The organism is Nocardioides lentus, assembly GCF_039529515.1.
GTDB lineage: Bacteria > Actinomycetota > Actinomycetes > Propionibacteriales > Nocardioidaceae > Nocardioides > Nocardioides lentus.
In genome coordinates this window covers 271,416-288,328 of sequence record NZ_BAAAMY010000004.1, presented here as the reverse complement: position 1 = coordinate 288,328, position 16,913 = coordinate 271,416, and the positions used below count along the sequence as shown (strand labels likewise).

The window sequence follows — 16,913 nt, the reverse complement described above, 5'->3', positions numbered from 1 at the left end:
CCGTCCGGTGCGCACCCGGGCCGACTCGCGCATCAGTGCGCCACCGCCGCGGCGCCGTGCTCGTCGATGAGGCGGCCGGTGGTGAACCGCTCCAGGGCGTACGGCGCGACGAGCGGGTGGGCGCGGCCGTGGGCGACGGTGTCGGCGAAGGCGTGACCGATGCCGGGGGTGGCCTTGAAGCCGCCGGTCCCCCAGCCGCAGTTGATCCAGGCGTTCTCCCACGCGCGGTCGTGGGCGTGGAGCGGGCCGACGATCGGCGAGGCGTCGGGGGTGACGTCGACGATGCCGGCCCAGGTCCGCAGCACGTGCGCTCGCGCGAAGACGGGGAACAGCTCGACCGCGGCGGCCATCTGCTCCTCGATGACGTGGAACGACCCGCGGCGTCCGTAGCCGACGTGCTGGTCGACCCCGGCGCCCATCACCAGCTCGCCCTTGTGGGCCTGGCTGACGTAGACGTGCACGGCGTTGCTCATCACGACGGTGTCCAGCACCTGCTCGAGCAGCTCGGAGACCAGCGCCTGGAGCGGGTGGCTCTGCACCGGGAGCCGCACGCCCAGCTCGGAGGCGAGCACCGCCGAGTGACCCGCCGCGCACAGCACCACGGTGCCCGCCGCGATGTCGCCGCGGCTGGTGCGGATCGAGGTGACCCGGTCGCCGACGGTGTCGAAGCCCTGCACCTCGCAGTCGGAGACCAGGTCGACGCCGAGGTCGTGGGCGGCGCGGGCGTAGCCCCAGGCGACGTAGTCGTGCTTCGCGATCCCGGCGCGCGGCTGGAACGTCGCCCCGTGCACCGGGTGGCGGGGCCGGTCGGACACGTCGAGCACCGGCGCGAGCTTGCCGACCTCGGCGGGGGTGAGCCACTGCGCGTCGATGCCGTTGAGCTGGTTGGCGTTGACCCGGCGCTTGGCCTCGCGGACGTCGCCCAGCGAGTGCGCGAGGTTGAGCACCCCGCGCTGGTCGAACATCACCTGCGTGCCGAGCCGCTCCTCGAGGGTCTCCCACAGCTTCAGGGCGTGCTCGTAGATGCCGGCCGACTCGTCCCACAGGTAGTTGGACCGGATGATCGTGGTGTTGCGCGCCATGTTGCCGCCGGCGAGCCAGCCCTTCTCCAGGACCGCCACGTCGGTGATGCCGTGGTCCGCGGCCAGGTGGTACGCGGTGGCGAGGCCGTGGCCGCCGCCGCCGACGACGACCACGTCGTAGGCCTTCCTCGGCTCGGCGTCGCGCCACAGCCGGGGCGGGTGCTCCGGCAGACGGGGAGCGGGGGTCATGCCACTGGTCGAGCCGGCCATCAGGTGCCCTTCACGCGGGTCATCTCGGGGTCCCACAGCGGCTCGGCGGTGACCTCGTAGGGGTGGGTGGTCCCGAAGGCGGAGACCCCCAGGGCGGTGCCGGGGGTGGCGAGGTCGGGGCGCACCCAGGCGTAGGCCACCGCCCGGCCCACGGTGGCGCCCCAGGCGCCGATCGTGGTGTGGCCGACGCACGCGCCGTCGGGGCCCAGGACGGGCTCGTGGCCCAGCACGACCGCGGCCGGGTCGGGCGAGGTCAGGCAGACCAGGCGCTGGGTGGGCTCCGGCACGACCTCGGGGCCCCGGCCCCGGCGCACCGCCCACGACAGGCCGGCCTCGGCCGGCGTGTGGTCGCGGCCCATCTCCGAGCCGTAGGCCCGGTAGCCCTTCTCCAGGCGCATCGAGGTGAACGCGACCCGGCCGGCCGCGACGATCCCGTGCTCGGCACCGGCCGCCATCAGCGTGTCCCACAGGCGCCGGCCCAGGTCGGCGGAGCACGAGAGCTCCCAGCCCAGCTCCCCGACGTAGGAGACCCGCATCGCGGTGACCGGCACCATCCCGACGTGGCCCTCGGTGGCGCGGAAGTAGCCGAGCGCCTCGTTGCTCCAGTCGTCGGTGCTGACGGCGCTGATCACGTCGCGGGCCCGCGGTCCCCACAGGCCGACGCAGCAGGTGCCGGGCGTCAGGTCGACGACGGCGACGTCGTCGGGCGCGAGGGCCTTCAGCCGGTCGACGTCGAGGGGCCCGTTGACGCCGAGCAGGAACCGGTCCCGGCCGTACGACGGGGCGAGCCGCGCGACGGTGACGTCGGACAGGACGCGACCGCGCTCGTCGAGCATCAGGCAGTAGGTGACGCGCCCGACCGGGGTGTCCATCTTCGCGGTGACCAGGCCGTCGAGGAACGCGACCGCACCGCGGCCGCTCACCTCGACGCGGGTCAGCGACGACAGGTCGTGGAGCGCCACGCCCTCGCGGGTCGCGCGCGCCTCGGCGACGGCGATCGGCGACCAGTAGCGGGCCGCCCAGTCGCCGGGACGCACGGCCTCGTCGGCGTCGGTGACCAGGCCCGCGTTGGCGCCGTACCAGAGCGGGCGCTCCCAGCCGCCCGCCGACTCGCACACCGCGTCGAGCGCGGCCTGGCGGTCGTGCCACGGCGGGAGCCGCAGCGGGCGCGGGTCGTCCATCGACTGGTGGGGGTGGACGATGTCGTAGACCTCGACGAACCCCTGCTGCCCCCGCGCCGAGACGTACGCCGGGCCGTCGCCGTGGGGCGGGAACCGGTGCAGGTCGGCGCCGGCCGGGTCGACGGTGGAGACCCCGTCGACGAGCAGCTCGGCGACCATCCGCCCGACGCCCGCGGAGTGGGTCACCCAGACGGCCTCGGCGACCCAGAAGCCCGGGACGTCGCGGCTCTCGCCGACCAGCGGACCACCGTCGGTGGTGAAGGAGAACATCCCGTTGATGCCGGACTCGACCTCGGCCTCCCGCAGGGCGGGCAGCAGCTCCTGGGAGGCCTTCCACGGGCCCTCGAAGTCGGCGGGCGTCCACGGGCGCACCGACGGCATCACCGCGCCGCCCCAGCCCTCGAACTCCTCGACGCGGACGGGCATGGGGCGGTGGGCGTAGGAGCCGATCATCTGCTTCTCGCCGAGGTCGCGGTAGTAGAGGTCCTCGCCCTGGTGGCGCAGGATCGGGCGCCACGCCTCCCGGCCCTCGGGAGCCGACCGCCCCGCGTGCGCGGGCAGCGCGGTCGTGGTGGCGAGCTGGTGCTCGAGCGGCACCAGCGGCAGCCGCAGGCCGGCCATCGCGGCGACCTTCTGGCCCCAGATGCCGGCGCAGCACACGACGACGTCCGCGTCGACCACGCCGTCGGTGGTCTCGACGCCGGCCACCCGGCCGTCGTCGCCGCGCACGAGGCCGGTGACCTCGACGCCGCCGCGGAGCGTGACGCCGGCGGCCTCGGCGCGGCGGGTCTGGGCGTCGACCGCCCGGACCGCCTTGGCGAGCCCGTCGCCGGGGGTGTGCAGGCCACCGAGGACCGCGTCGGGGTCGAGCAGGTCGTGGAGCCGCACGCACTCGGCCGCGTCGACGACACGGGCCTCGATGCCGTGGCCCGCGAGCCAGCCGGCACGGCGGTGCAGCTCGGCGAGTCGCTCGGGGGTGGTCGCCACCTCCAGCCCGCCGACCGGGAGGAAGCAGGGCCCCTCCTCGGTCGCCAGCGACCCGAGCTTGTCGACGGTGTAGGCGGCGAGCTCGGTCATCATCCGCGAGCCGCTGGCCCGGAAGACCAGGCCCGGCGCGTGGGTGGTGGAGCCGCCGGTGTGCGGGATCGGTCCCGCGTCCAGGACGGTGACGTCGGTCCAGCCGCGCATCGTCAGCTCGTCGGCGACCGCGGCCCCGACGACGCCGGCGCCGACCACGACGACCTTCTGCTGGGTCCCGCTCATCGGGCCACCCCCTCCACCCGGTCACGCACCCAGTCGTGGAAGGCCTCGATGTGGTGCTCGCTGGGCACGAGCACCCCGCCCTCGGCGTACAGCCGCGAGCCCATCGCGGGCTGGCAGCGCTCGCAGGCCTCGAAGTCCTGGCTGTTGACGCGGTGGAAGAGCTCGACGCTCGCGTCCAGGCGCGCGAGCACGTCCGCGTCGCCGGCCCCGGCCCGCTCGACCACCGACGGCGCGTAGAGCCAGTCGCACTCGACCACGGTCCGCTCGGGCCCCATCGGGACCATCCGGTGCACGATCACGTGGTCGGGGACGAGGTTGACGAAGACCTGCGGCTTGATCGTCATCGCGTAGTAGCGGCGGTCCTGGTCCTCGGCGACGCCCGGCAGCGGGTCGAACCCCGCCGAGCCGTCGACCGTGAACCCCGCGACGTCGTCGCCGAACTCGGCGCCGTGGTTGACGTAGTACTGCGCGGCGAGGCCGTCGGCGAACTCCGGCAGCACCTCGGTCAGCTCGGGGTGGATCGTCGCGCAGTGGTAGCACTCCATGAAGTTCTCGACGATGAGCTTCCAGTTCGCCGCGACGTCGTAGGTGATCCGCCGGCCCAGCCGCAGCCCGTCCACGTCGTACGACGCGAGCGGGGCGAGGCTGCCCAGCCGCTCGACCACCTCGGCCTCGACGGTCTCTGCGAACGACGGGGGCTCGTCACCGTGCAGGCGCGCCAGGCTGACCCAGACGTAGCCGAGCCAGGTGTGGACGTCGACGGTGCGCAGACCGAACTCCACGCGGTCCACGTCGGGCATGCTCGTGAGGTTGGGCGCCGCGACCAGCTTGCCCTCGAAGTCGTAGGTCCAGGCGTGGTAGGGGCACTGGAACGACCGCTGCCGCTCCCCGGACTCCTCCGTGCAGATCCGCGCGCCACGGTGGCGGCAGACGTTGAGGAACGCCCGCACCTCGCCGCGCCGCGTGCGGCTGATCAGCACGGACTCGCGCCCGACCGTGACGGTGCGGAACGAGCCGGGCCGTGGGAGGTCGTCGGCGCGCACCGCGCAGAACCAGGAGCGCTCGAAGACCTGCTCGCACTCCGCGGCCCACCAGCCCGCGTCGGTGTACGTCGGGCCCGGCAGCGTGCGCAGCAGGCTCGACGGCGTCACGCCGCGGGCGGCCTGCTCGGGCGTGGTGGTGACCGGCGGCTCCCCGTGCTGGTCCTGCGCCTCGGGCCGGCCGTGCTCCTCGAGGGGGGCGGGGCCGGGGTCGAGGGTCGTCACGCGGCCACCGCGGCGGCGCCGAGGCCCCGCTTCCAGCGGTTGAACAGCTTGGGCTGACCCATGCCGAGCACCGCGACGGGCGTCCCGTGGCGCCACCACACGACCAGGGCGTCACCGCCCTCGAGGGTGCCCGCCTCGACGGTGAGCACCTCGTCGCCGTGCCGGCGGCCCGCGAACTGCAGGCGCACGCCGTACTGGTCGGACCAGAAGTACGGCGCCGGGGCGGCCGGGGCGGCGGTGCCGAGGATCGCGGCCGCGACGGCGCGGGGGCGGTGCAGCGCGTCGTTCCAGTGCTCGGTGCGGTGGTGGTCGCCGAGGGCGTCGTCCCACCAGGCGGCGCAGTCGCCGACGGCCCACACGCCCGGCACCGCGGTGGCGCCGGCGCGGTCGGCCCGCACGGCGCCGACGGCGTCGAGGTCCAGGCCGGAGCCGTGCAGCCAGCCGGTGGCCGGCGCGGAGCCGACCCCGACGACCACGACGTCCGCGGGCAGGTGGGTGCCGTCGTCGAGCAGCACGCCCTCGACACGCTCGGCGCCGAGGAGCGCGGAGACGGGCACACCGGCGTGCAGCGGGACGCCGTGGCGGGCGTGGAGGCCCGCCACGGCGGCGCCGACCTCGGCGCCGAGCGGGCCGGCCAGCGGCGTGCGGGTGGCCTCGACCAGGGTGACGTCGAGGCCGAGGTGGTGCGCCGTCGCGGCGATCTCGGCACCGACGAACCCGGCCCCGACGAGCACCAGGCGCGCGCCGGGCACGAGGTCGGCCCGCAGGGCGAGGGCGTCGTCCAGCGTGCGCAGGGAGTGCACGCCGGCGAGGTCGCCGCCGATGGCGGTCGGCAGCCGCCGTGCCCGGGCGCCGGTGGCGAGCACCACCGCGTCGGCGAGCAGCACGGTGCCGTCGTCGAGGGTCACCGCCGGCCCGGCCGAGGTCCGCTCGAGGGACGTCGCGCGCTGCCCGACGAGCCAGGTGGCGCCGAGGTCCTCCTCGGCGTCCTCGAGGGCGAGGTCCTCCGCCGACAGCGACCCGTCGAGGAAGCCCTTGGACAGCGGGGGCCGGTCGTAGGGGCGGTGCGGCTCGTCGCCCACCACGGTCAGCGCGCCGTCGTACCCGGCGTCGCGCAGGGAGCGTGCCGTCGCGTGACCGGCGAGCGAGGCGCCGACGACCACCACGTGGCGGGTCATGCCGACACCCCCGTCGCGGTCGTCACGCCGGCCGTCACACCGGGAGGCAGGTTGGGCGCGGCGGTGGACAGCTCGACCCAGACCTCGCCGTCGCGGACCTCGGCGCGGTGGACGCGCACCCCACGCTTGGCCGGCGGTTGGTCGACCTCGCCGGTGCGCAGGTCGAAGCGGGAGGCGTGCAGGGGGCACTCCACCCGACAGTCCTCGACCCAGCCGTCCGCGAGGGACGCGTCCTGGTGGGAGCAGGTGTCGTCGAGGACGAAGACCTCGTCGTCGTCGGTGCGGAACACCGCGACCGGTGGCGAGACGGTGGCGACGCGCAGCCCCTCCCCGGGGACGACGTCGTCGAGTGCGCACAAGTGGTGCATGGGCTCTCCCGGGATCGTGCTGAGTTAGGGGAAGCCTGGGACTCCGGACGGGGCCTCGTCAAGCACCACGCCAGACGAAACACGGACGAAATCTCGCGTTCTTGTGACCTCCATCAAGAATGCCGCAAGAAGGCCTCTGACCTGCGCGAACACCCGGTGGACAGTCGTTTGACCAGTTCCGTTGAGCGCAACTAGAGTTGCACTGTGCGCAACAGCGAGCAGGCCCCCCCACCCGGCGTCCTCGATCGCGCCGCCCAGCTGCTGGGACTGGTGGTGCGTGCGGAGCGCGGCCCGACGTTCACCGAGCTCGTCGACGCGACCGGCATGCAGCGCTCCACGGTGTCGCGGACGATGGCCGCCCTCGAGCGCAACGACCTCGTCGAGCGCACGGAGTCCGGGAGCTACCGCGGGGGTCCGCTCTTCGTGGAGTACGCGGCCCGCTTCGACCGCACCGAGGCCCTCATCGCCGCCGCCCGCCCGCTGATGCAGACGCTGGCCGCCCGCACGGCGGAGACCGTGCACCTCGCGGTCGCCCACGGCGACACCGTGGTCATCGTCGAGCAGGTCGACGGCCCCCACATCGTCGGCGCCGCGAGCTGGGTGGGCTACGACGTGCCCACCCACTGCTCGGCGCTCGGCAAGGCGCTGATCGCCTGGGACGCCGTCCGCTTCCCCTTCGGCCGGCTCGAGATCCGCACCCCCGCCACCCTGTCCACCCACGCGACCCTGCGCGCCGAGCTGGAGCGGTCCCGCGATCGCGGCTGGGCCACCACCCGCGGCGAGCTCGAGGTCGGCCTGGACGGGGTCGGCGTCCCGGTCCGCGGCGCCGGCGACGGCGTCGTCGCCGCCCTCGGCGTCTCCGGACCGACCCACCGCCTCGAGGAGCGCCACGCGGAGGTGGCGGCCCTCCTCCTCGACGCCGCCGACGAGCTCCACCGCGCGCTGGTGCGCCGCTCCCGCCGTACGTCGGGCTGAGGCGCCGCGCCCACGACCCCCGCACCGGCCCCACCGGCCGAACGGCCACCCGCTGACGTGACGCGGTGTGACCGGCCCTGCAGCGGGACGCACCGCCCCGTTCCGCGCACGGACCCCGCGGCGCTCCGCCCCCGGTCGCCGGGAGCCGACTCAGACGACGCCGGCGGGCAGGGGCTCGAGGTGGAGGTCGGGGTGCTGGCGCAGCACGGAGGCCATCCGCCACTTGTCGGCGAACACCGCGAGGCGGGTGCCGTCGGAGCGGGACAGCACCTCCGCCCCGGACGTGCCGGCGAGCATCTCGGCGCCGGCGGCGTCGGTGACCCGCGCGAGCGAGTACGAGAGGGTCTCGAGGCGGATCGGCACGCCGAACTCCGCCTGCATCCGCGCCTGCACGACCTCGAACTGCATCGGGCCGACGGCCGCGAGCACCGGGTTCGCGTCGCCGCGGACGTCCGAGCGCAGCACCTGGATGGCGCCCTCCTGGTCGAGCTGCTCGATGCCCTTGCGGAACTGCTTGGAGCGGCCGGTCTCGACGTTGCTGGCGGTCGCGAAGTGCTCCGGGGCGAACGTCGCGATCGGCGGGTAGTCGACGGCCGGGCCGGCGTAGATCGTGTCGCCCGGCCGCAGGGCCGCGGCGTTGACGAGCCCGACGATGTCGCCGGGCAGCGCGGTCTCCACCGAGGTGCGCTCGCGGCCCATCACCGTCTGGGCGTACTTCGTGGCGAAGGGACGACCGGTCCGCGCGTGGGTGACGACCATCCCGCGCTCGAAGACACCCGAGCAGACGCGGGCGTAGGCGAGCCGGTCGCGGTGGGCGGCGTTCATGCCGGACTGCACCTTGAAGACGAACGCGCTGAACTCGTCGTCGGGGCGGCGCACCGAGCCGTCCACCGCGGTCGTCGGTCCGGGGCCGGGGGCGACGGTGAGCAGCTCGTCGAGGATCCGCGCGACGCCGAAGTTCAGCAGCGCGGAGCCGAACAGCACCGGGGTCGAGCGGCCCGCGAGGAAGGCCTCGGGGTCGTGGTCGGCGTCGTCGGCGGAGAGCAGCTCGTGCTCCTCCTCGGCCCGCGACCAGGCCTCACCCTCCGAGGCGAGCGCCTCGGCCGGATCCATGCGCCGCTCCGGCGCGCGGGTGGCGCCGCCGGCGGTGCGGGTGTAGGCGATGAACCCGCCGTCGCGGCGGTCCAGCACGCCGCGGAAGTCGCCCGACTCCCCCACCGGCCAGGTCAGCGGGGTCGGCTTGAGCCCGATCTGCTGCTCGATGAGGTCCATCAGCTCGAGGGCCTCGAGGCCGGGGCGGTCCCACTTGTTGATGACGGTGATGACCGGGATCCCCCGCAGGGTGCAGACCTTGAACAGCTTCATCGTCTGCGGCTCGAGGCCCTTGGCCGCGTCGACGAGCATCACCGCGGAGTCGACGGCCGACAGCACCCGGTAGGTGTCCTCGGAGAAGTCGCTGTGGCCCGGGGTGTCGACCAGGTTGACCACGTGGCCGCCGTAGGAGAACTGCAGCGCCGCGGAGGTGATGGAGATGCCGCGGGCGCGCTCCATCTCCATCCAGTCCGAGACCGTGCCGCGGCGCCCGGCCTTGCCGTGCACCGCGCCGGCCTCGGAGATCACCGACGCGTGCAGCGCGAGCGCCTCGGTCAGGGTCGACTTGCCGGCGTCGGGGTGGCTGATGACGGCGAAGGTACGGCGGGGACGCTCGTCGAGGTCGGGGGCGGACACCGGCTCGACGCTACCGCCGAGGTGGGGCCCGGACCCAGTCCGCAGCCCGTGACGGACGCCCGGGTGGCCCACGCCCTCAGGTCAGCAGCCCCAAGGCGACGATCGCCCCGAGCGCCAGCACCGTCAGCAGGAGCAGGAGCACCAACGAGCGGGTCGCGGCGTGCGGCGAGGTCGGAGAGGGTGGGGACGGCCGGGCAGCCGCCACGGGCCCGGCGCCCGCCACCGCGTCGAGCCGTACGGCGAGCTCCGCCAGCGCGGCGTCCACGGCGGCGACGTCGTAGCCCGGGGTCGCCCGGACCCTGTCGAGGGTGGGCGCGCGCACGCGCCCGGGGTCCGGCGGCGGCCCGGGGCCCTCGAGGTCCGCGCGGACCCCGGCGAGGAGCCGGTCGACCTGCTGCTGGTCGTAGCCCTGCCGGGTCCACTCGGTGGTGGCGAACCGGAGCCCGGCGACCCAGGCCGCCAGGCCGGGGTCGGCGACCGGACGGTCCGCCACGTCGCCGGAGGGGGACGCCGACGGCGCCCGGAGGCCGTCGAGGCGCTGGGCGAGCTGGGCGAGCGCGGCGTCGGTGGCGCCCATCGCGTAGCCGGTCGAGAGCCGCGTGGGGCGGAAGGCCGCGCCGTCGACGCGTCCGCGGTCGAGCGGGACCTGTCGCACGAGGTCGTCGCGCACCCCCGCGAGGAACGCGTCCACGTCCGACACCTCGTACCCCTCCCGCAGGCGGGTCGTCGGCAGGCGGAGGCCCTCCAGCCACCTCGCCAGGCCGGGGGCGTCCTGCGGTGCTGTCGCGTCCACCGGCGCATCCTCCCGCGCCGGTCGCCGCCCGCGCGCGCGAACCGCCTAGGCTCACCGCGCGCACGTGCGCGGGCCTCTAGCTCAACTGGCAGAGCAGCGGACTTTTAATCCGCGGGTTGTGGGTTCGATCCCCACGGGGCCCACAACCACGGGCAGACTGGTGAAGGTGCGGCTCTCGTTCCCCAGAAACCCCCGGATTGAGCCACCGAGGCCCGGCGTCAGAGCGCCGCTCCCGCTTCGGTGAGGTCTCCCCCTCGTCCGAGGTAGACCCTCGCGGTCATGCAATGACGAAGCCCCCAGCCCATCACCGGGCTGGGGGTTTTTCGTCGTATCCGGGGACCTTGGCGCAGGCCGCGAACGGCCCTGGAACCGTGGCAGGATCTCGCCTGCTACGACAAGGCGGTCCCCCAACAGGGTGCGACGGGGGTCATCCCCCACTAGTTGTGATGTCCAGGCAGGTTGGTGAGTCTGCTGATGGGTGGTTGTCCGCCGGTGGCGGAGTGTGCTCGGTGGTGATTGTAGAAGTGGACTCAGCTGGGTAGTTGGTCGCGGCGTTGGGCGTCGTTGTCGTAGTGACGGGCGTAGGCCCAGCCGTAGCCGAGGATGCGGTGGAACCGTTCGATCTTGCCGTTGGTCTGGGGCCGATAGGGCCGGGTGCGTTTGTGGACGATGCCGAGATCGGCGCAGGCATCGCGCCAGGCGTGGGAGCGGTAGGCCAAGCCGTTGTCGGACAGCACTCGCTCGACGTGCACTCCTCGTTCGTTGAACCAGGCGCTCGCGCGATGGAGGACCCCGATCGCGGTGACCGCCTTTTCGTCGGTGCAGATCTCGGCGTAGGCGACCCGGGAGTGGTCATCGATCACGGTGTGGACGAACGCGGTGCCGATCTTGGGTCGTGACTTCTTGCCGCGTTCACCGGTGCGGCGGGCGGTGTCACGAGCGTTCCTCCCGCCTTGTTGGCGTCCGACGTAGCGCCAGCCGCCCCCGCCGGAGATGTTGGCGAACCCCTGATGGCTTCGTGACGTCGACGTGGATCAGCGACCCGGGGTGGTCGTGCTCGTAGCGGCGCAGGGGTTCGCCGGTGACGCGGTCGATGTGTGACAACCGGTTGATCCGACATCTGGTGAGGACGGCGTGGACGGTCGAGGCCGGCACGCCCAGTCGGCCCGCGATCTGGACCGGTCCCAGCCGATGGCGCCACCGCAGCCGCACGATGCGCCGCACCACATCTGATGGGGTCTTCGTGGCGCTGCACCGCGGGCGTGAACTGCGATCAGCCATGCCCGGGCGGCCGTGCTCGCGGTAACAGTCAGCCCACTTCTTCGCGGTCCTGGGATGGACCATAAACATCGTGGCCGCCGCGGCGTAGGTCCACCCGGCATCGACGACCAGCTGCGCGAGCCGCAACCGGGTCAGCGGAGTGAGCGTGGCATTAGCGTGAGACATGAAGGCCTCCGGTGTGAGGAGCGGTGAACTAGACAGCTCCACTCCACCGCCGGAGGCCTTCACCTATCAGGACGACCCACCGCACCAACGTCCCTGGACATCACAACTAGCTCGGTGCCTCAATGGGTCGGCCTTAGGTAGCGATGGCTGACACGTCCCTAGAGTGTGGGCATGCCCGACGAGAGATACGACGCTGGCCGCCGCACCATAGGCACCCTGCTGAGCACCACTAGTCCTCGTATCGAAGTGCCGGAGTGGCAGAGGTCCTATTCTTGGGCCTCGGCGGAGATCGAGGCCTTCTGGCTGGACCTGCTCGCATTCGACGAAGCATACCCAGGCAACAACATCACCAATGAGGAATACTTCCTCGGCTCTGCCGTCCTCGTAACGGGCGGCGCGACTAACCTGCTTCTCGACGGTCAGCAAAGGCTCGCGACTGCAACCATCTTGCTTTCGGTTCTTCGAGACGCACGAGTCAAGTGGAAGAAAGATGCGGCGACCCGCCTTCAGGGTAAATACATCGCGGACTTCGACGACGCAAGTGACGTCACGACCCCTGTCCTCACCATGAATGTGTACGACAAAGATTACTACCGCGCCGAAGTCCAAGATGAGAGATACGACGGCCAAAGTCGGCCGGCAGCAAAACTGAAATCGCACGGACTCATCCGGAAGGCGCGGGACTACTTCTCGGAGAAGATCGCCGAACAAGAATCAGCTGCCGGTGGCGGCCAGGATGGGTTCAACCGCAACACCCGCATTGGCAAGGTGCTCTGCGACCACATGTCAGTTGTGGTGGTCACCTCGACCGACGAGGACAACGCAGCTGCCGTATTCGAGACGCTGAATGACCGCGGGATCGGCCTGTCCACACCAGACCTGCTCCGTAACCTCCTCCTTCGGAGGGCAAGCGGTCCTGATGCCCGTCAACGGATCGTCGCCGCGTGGCAGGTCATCCTCGGGATAGCGGACGAGGCTAGCGTTGAAGACTTCATTCGGCACTACTGGGTCAGCGAACGAGGTGACGTCAAGGCTAGAAAACTCTACCGCGAAATCAAGACCACGATCTTGGCGGAGAACGTGGACTCCGTGGAGTTCTCGTTGGCACTCGCGGAGAGCGCGCCGATCTATCGAGAGATCGTCAGGGGCCGAGACGCCGACAAGGAACTTCAGCGATTGCTACTCGGTTTGCGCGCTCTCGGTGCCAAGGTCTCCTACCCAGTTCTCCTCTCTGGCTACGCGATGTTGGACGAGGGTGAGGACAAGGCTGACTTGCGCAGATTGGCGGAAGCCCTTACCGCCTTGATAGTGAGGTATAGCGTCATCGGCGGCAAGGAAAGCACCACCCTCGAGTCCACGATCTATAAGGCCGCCGCAGCGTTGCGAACCGACCAAGACATCGACACAGCCGTTACGGCTTTCCAGAACCTTGCCCCCGGCGCCCCGGCCTTCATTGCCGCCTTCCGCCGCGCGAGCGTCGCTCGTATCGCTACCGCTCGCTACCTGCTTCGCGAGATTGAGCAAGAGATGCGGTTCACTGAGGAGATGTCCGTGGAGGACACGGATCGGGTCCACGTTGAGCACATTTACCCGCAAACGCCCGACGCGGCCCGTTGGCCGAACCATGCCCAAGTGCTCAACAGGCTAGGCAACCTGAGCCTCCTCAGCCGCAAACTGAACACTTCGATCAAGAACGCCGACTTCGCAACCAAGAAGAAAAAGGCGTACGCCACGTCAGAAATCTTGATGACGAAGGCACTCATGGACTATGACGACTGGTCGACCGACACCATCAACAAACGTCAGATTGAGATGAGCAAGTCCGTGGCAGCAATCTGGGGCTTCCCCGGCGAGCACATTCCCGAACCGTCCGGCGAAGCCGAGACGGCAGAAGATCAGCCAGACTCTGGGATCCTGGATGCGCAAGCTCTTGATGAACTTCCGGAGGTTCCCGACGACGAGCAGTCGGAATCGTCGGAGTCGTCGTAGAAGGTTGGCTACGAGGACACCTGCAGCCCGCGAAGCCACGACTCCAGGCTAGAAAGCCGACCTGTATCCATATGGCCTATGACCCGTTCAATCCCGCCACCAATTCGTCGCGGGGCGCCCACTTCATATACCGCCCGAGGACCCTCCGGATTCACGTGAACGACGTCCGTAAAGATCAACTCATTGAGTTGGCGCATCTCGCATGCCGCAGCGAGTCGTGCTGGGTCGAACTCATTCGTGACCATAACGTATCCGAAGTTCTTTCCCAGAGACTCGAGTCGAGCGTAAGCATCGAAGTCGCGGCCGAACTGCTCCTCACGATCACTCCGCACACTCCACTTACAACTGACGAGCACTCGCCAGTTGTCCGACTTCCTGACCAGAGCAAGGTCGACGCGCTTCGTCTTGTCGCCTCCGCGCGGCCTGTTGAATCCAGGGAGCTCGTGGAGTGCAGGACGGAGGAAAATGTCGTAGCGATCAGCGATGCCGTCCACTCGCCTAAATATGCTCGCAAGAGTGTCTTCGAAGCCCTCACCAACGAGGTTTTTCCGCTTGTTCTCACTGCCCAAATAGACCAGGATCCGGTCCGCGAGACGATTCGCTAGGCCGTCAGGAATCGGGTGCGGGAGCTCATCCAGAGTCTCGGAGATGACACTCGCTAGCTCAGGGTCCTCCCCCGGAAGAGGCATTCCCAAGTGCTCGTAAGGCGCCCGCTGCTGGAGACCACGATCACCAAGCGCTGAACTCCGAAGTTCCGTCGAACGCGCCAAGTCCTGTGCCGCGGTCGTAAAGAGCCAGTCGATTCGAGGACTCAGGTCGGAGGCGGTTGTGCCTAACTCCTCTGCAAGCCACTGATGGAAGCGAAGCGACCGTGCGTACCAAGGTCTTCCCGGTTGGCACTTGTCACTCTCGTAACAGTGAGCCAACCCGATGGTCCGGTCGATCCACATCAGCAGGTGATAGACGTGGCGCCAAGAGGTGTCGACCCTGACCTCTTCGGCGGCCTCCGCGTCGAAGTACTCGGTGAGCAGACGTGCTCGGTTCTCCGCTCCGAAGGCGCGGTCGGGTGGGTCGGCACCGACAACCGCGTCGTTCGTCAAACCGCCACACCTTTCGGGGCACCGAGTACCTCGAGCAAACGAGCAGCAATCTGCTGAGCCAAGAGGACAGGAACTGCGTTCCCGATCTGGCGGTACTTGCTGTGGGTCGACCCGTTCGGGAGACGTCCAGGAATCTCGCCACGCCGAGAATCGGTTCGAACGACGAAGGCGTCGTCGAACGACTGAAGCCGGCAGAACTCTCGAACGCTCAAAGCACGCGGTCGTGAGAAGTGGTAGACCGCGTCAGCCTTCGTGTTCAGCGTCCAAGCCCACAGATCCGGGTGCAACCTGCGGTAAGCGGAGTAGTGCTTGCGAGCTAAGTTGTCAGATCCCGTGCTGGGTCCCCATTTCTGACCCGTCAGGTAACGAGCAAGGAGCTCCTCAGGCAGATCTCTGTAGTTGCCTCCGGGCGGAATGCCATGAAGGCGCATGGTCGTGTCGGGATTCATCCGCGGGACACTGAGGTTCTCGAGCGTATCAATGTTACGCACCACTCGTTGGTACGCCGAACCCGGGCTTACGAGCGTGGAGACTGCCACCGAGTCGATCTTGTTTCCCGCCTCTAGAAACTGCAGATCGCCAATTGCCTGCTCCACCGATGTGATACCCAGGTCGGAGGGGTCACGCAGTCGATCAAGCAACTCCTCCGCGACGGCGTCGTTACGCAGGCCAAGGCGGTAACCACGCTTTGCAACCGAATCTGCCATCAGAGCGAGAGCAACGCTCGCACCACTTCCTCCGACAAGGGGCGGTTCGACACCAAGATCACGGTGTACGCCGATGAAGATGAGCCGCTTTCGGGTCTGCGGGACGCCGAAGTCGGCAGCATCGAGGACCTTCGCGCTGACCCGGTACCGACCGCGGAGCGACAGGTCTTGCATGACCTGCTCCTTAACCCCCATCTGGGCCATGCCCTGAACGTTCTCCATCACAAAGATCCGCGGGCGAAGGCGATCGACAACGCGTACAAACTCCCTGTAGAGCGAGTTGCGCGGATCATCAATGAGTCGCGAGTGGTTTCGGACCTGCGAGAACGCCTGACAGGGAGGACCACCGACGACCACGTCGGCACCTCTGGCTACATCGACGAGCTGGGCACGGACCTTGGGCTTCCGAAGGTCGCCGGTGATCGCGTGCGCGTTCGGGAAGTTGGCGGCGAACGTCGCCATCGCGTCGGGGTCGTGATCCGTGCCTGCAGTGACGCGAAAGCCGGCTCGCTCGAAGCCTCGAGCCAACCCGCCCGCCCCACAGAACATGTCAACCACGGTCGGAGCGATGTGCAACTGCTTCTCGGACTCGTCTGGCACACGCCTACTCTGTCACGCGGTACCGACACACCGAGACGGACACGCTCCGCACGACCCTGCCGCCTCCGCTACAGGCCGCTACACCTTGACGCTGGCTAGGTAGTCCAGAACCGCAGGACCCGGCTCCCCGCTCTTGACGTCCATCAGGCCGAAGCCCAGGTCGGTGAGCCTGCTGGTCGCAAGGTAGAACCACTGACCCTCGCGGCGAATGATCTTCCGCTTTTCTAGATCGGCCAGGAGCGCGCTCCGGAAATCGGCCCCACGTATGATCCGATTCTCGACATAATTAATATGGGATCGAGCCCCAGTCATGCTGGGCAAGAACGCCATTAACACATTTCGCAGGTCAACAAACTGCGAGTAATCCACAAAAAGCCTCCGGACCGCAGATTCCGAAGTGTCACCCCGTGACCCCTTCGCGTAGGGCCGAAGAAGAGGTGGTGGGTTCGAGGTGCCCACACGCAGAGAATCCGCAGGCGCTTCCACTCGCGACAATGTATTTGCCGAGACATGGGCGGCGAAGATTCCAGCAGCCTCGCCGCTCTTCGCTGTCACTCGAATTGTGTCGGCGTCAATGACGAGTTCTTTCGCGAGGACCATCACAGCCGAGCCAAGTTCCAGGTGATGACCCCTCGTGCCGAGAACGAGACCTTGATCAGTATAGACCGTCCGGCGTCGCAACCTGCTCCCAGTTTGATATGCGCCCGTCGGGTTCACTACGGAGAACGAAAAGGTGGCTGAGTCTTCGGAAGGGGGCCTGCCCGCATCTGGATCGCAGAACACGTTGCCGCTTTCGCCGGTGAAACTCATAAAGACATGCGGCACGGCACCACCCGACAGCTCTTGTTCCTGCTCCCAGGACCATATGACCGCCTCGACGTCATTCTCTTCGACTTCGAGGTCTTCGCCCTCTCCTGGGGAGCCATCAACAAGGAACCTCGCAAAGAACGGTCCAATATCGTCTATCGCAAGTTTTGGACGTTGAGCCAGATCTAGAATAATGCGCATGTCCGTAAGCGCCCTCGCCC

Annotated in this window: 12 protein-coding genes, 1 tRNA gene and 1 pseudogene; 3 read left to right on the top strand and 11 right to left on the bottom strand. The window is 69.5% G+C overall.

Annotated features, from left to right (window positions below; genetic code table 11):
• Positions 1-32: 32 nt before the first annotated feature.
• Genes ABD158_RS08160 through ABD158_RS08140 form a run of 5 tightly spaced genes read right to left on the bottom strand, consistent with a single transcriptional unit; the run spans position 33 to position 6,547 of the window.
• Positions 33-1,271 carry a sarcosine oxidase subunit beta family protein gene (locus tag ABD158_RS08160; RefSeq protein ID WP_344005961.1) on the bottom strand — a complete coding sequence of 413 codons (1,239 nt, stop codon included), beginning with the start codon at positions 1,269-1,271 and terminating at the stop codon, positions 33-35.
• A 20-nt stretch (positions 1,272-1,291) separates the two neighbouring features.
• Entirely contained in the window at positions 1,292-3,736 is a 2,445-nt protein-coding gene (locus tag ABD158_RS08155) for a GcvT family protein (RefSeq protein ID WP_344005960.1), read from the bottom strand.
• A complete protein-coding gene (locus tag ABD158_RS08150; protein WP_344005958.1) occupies positions 3,733-5,001 on the bottom strand; it encodes an aromatic ring-hydroxylating oxygenase subunit alpha in 1,269 nt (422 codons plus the stop codon). The genes ABD158_RS08155 and ABD158_RS08150 overlap by 4 nt, the downstream gene beginning before the upstream one ends.
• Complete coding sequence (locus tag ABD158_RS08145; RefSeq protein WP_344005956.1) at positions 4,998-6,179, bottom strand: NAD(P)/FAD-dependent oxidoreductase; 1,182 nt, start codon at positions 6,177-6,179, stop codon at positions 4,998-5,000. Before ABD158_RS08145 ends, ABD158_RS08150 begins: the two co-directional genes overlap by 4 nt.
• On the bottom strand, positions 6,176-6,547 hold the full coding sequence (locus ABD158_RS08140; protein ID WP_344005954.1) for a bifunctional 3-phenylpropionate/cinnamic acid dioxygenase ferredoxin subunit: 372 nt from the start codon (positions 6,545-6,547) through the stop codon (positions 6,176-6,178). Before ABD158_RS08140 ends, ABD158_RS08145 begins: the two co-directional genes overlap by 4 nt.
• A gap of 204 nt (positions 6,548-6,751) precedes the next feature.
• Between ABD158_RS08140 and ABD158_RS08135 the strand changes: the two genes are divergently transcribed.
• Positions 6,752-7,522 carry an IclR family transcriptional regulator gene (locus ABD158_RS08135; RefSeq protein ID WP_344005952.1) on the top strand — a complete coding sequence of 257 codons (771 nt, stop codon included), beginning with the start codon at positions 6,752-6,754 and terminating at the stop codon, positions 7,520-7,522.
• Positions 7,523-7,672: 150 nt separating this feature from the next.
• Here the strand turns inward: ABD158_RS08135 and ABD158_RS08130 are convergent, their stop codons facing one another.
• Together ABD158_RS08130 and ABD158_RS08125 are read right to left on the bottom strand one after the other, a co-directional pair.
• Positions 7,673-9,250, bottom strand: coding sequence for a peptide chain release factor 3 (locus tag ABD158_RS08130; protein ID WP_344005950.1), 1,578 nt, complete (start codon positions 9,248-9,250; stop codon positions 7,673-7,675).
• A gap of 76 nt (positions 9,251-9,326) precedes the next feature.
• Positions 9,327-10,043: a hypothetical protein gene (locus ABD158_RS08125; RefSeq protein WP_344005948.1), complete on the bottom strand. Its 717-nt coding sequence runs from the start codon at positions 10,041-10,043 to the stop codon at positions 9,327-9,329.
• A 70-nt stretch (positions 10,044-10,113) separates the two neighbouring features.
• Between ABD158_RS08125 and ABD158_RS08120 the strand changes: the two genes are divergently transcribed.
• Positions 10,114-10,186, top strand: a tRNA-Lys gene (locus tag ABD158_RS08120).
• A gap of 294 nt (positions 10,187-10,480) precedes the next feature.
• Here the strand turns inward: ABD158_RS08120 and ABD158_RS08115 are convergent.
• Positions 10,481-11,489: pseudogene (locus ABD158_RS08115) on the bottom strand (IS481 family transposase).
• A 171-nt stretch (positions 11,490-11,660) separates the two neighbouring features.
• On the opposite strand from ABD158_RS08115, the gene ABD158_RS08110 reads away from it, so the two are divergent.
• Positions 11,661-13,478: a DUF262 domain-containing protein gene (locus ABD158_RS08110; protein ID WP_344005946.1), complete on the top strand. Its 1,818-nt coding sequence runs from the start codon at positions 11,661-11,663 to the stop codon at positions 13,476-13,478.
• 8 nt (positions 13,479-13,486) lie between these two features.
• Here the strand turns inward: ABD158_RS08110 and ABD158_RS08105 are convergent, their stop codons facing one another.
• The 3 genes from ABD158_RS08105 to ABD158_RS08095 all read right to left on the bottom strand — a co-directional run.
• Positions 13,487-14,578 (bottom strand): hypothetical protein, encoded by a 1,092-nt coding sequence (locus ABD158_RS08105; protein ID WP_344005944.1) that lies wholly within the window; start codon positions 14,576-14,578, stop codon positions 13,487-13,489.
• Complete coding sequence (locus ABD158_RS08100) at positions 14,575-15,885, bottom strand: DNA cytosine methyltransferase (protein ID WP_344005942.1); 1,311 nt, start codon at positions 15,883-15,885, stop codon at positions 14,575-14,577. Before ABD158_RS08100 ends, ABD158_RS08105 begins: the two co-directional genes overlap by 4 nt.
• Positions 15,886-15,963: 78 nt before the next feature.
• On the bottom strand, positions 15,964-16,913 hold a 950-nt coding region (locus tag ABD158_RS08095), incomplete at its 5' end, for a hypothetical protein (RefSeq protein ID WP_344005940.1).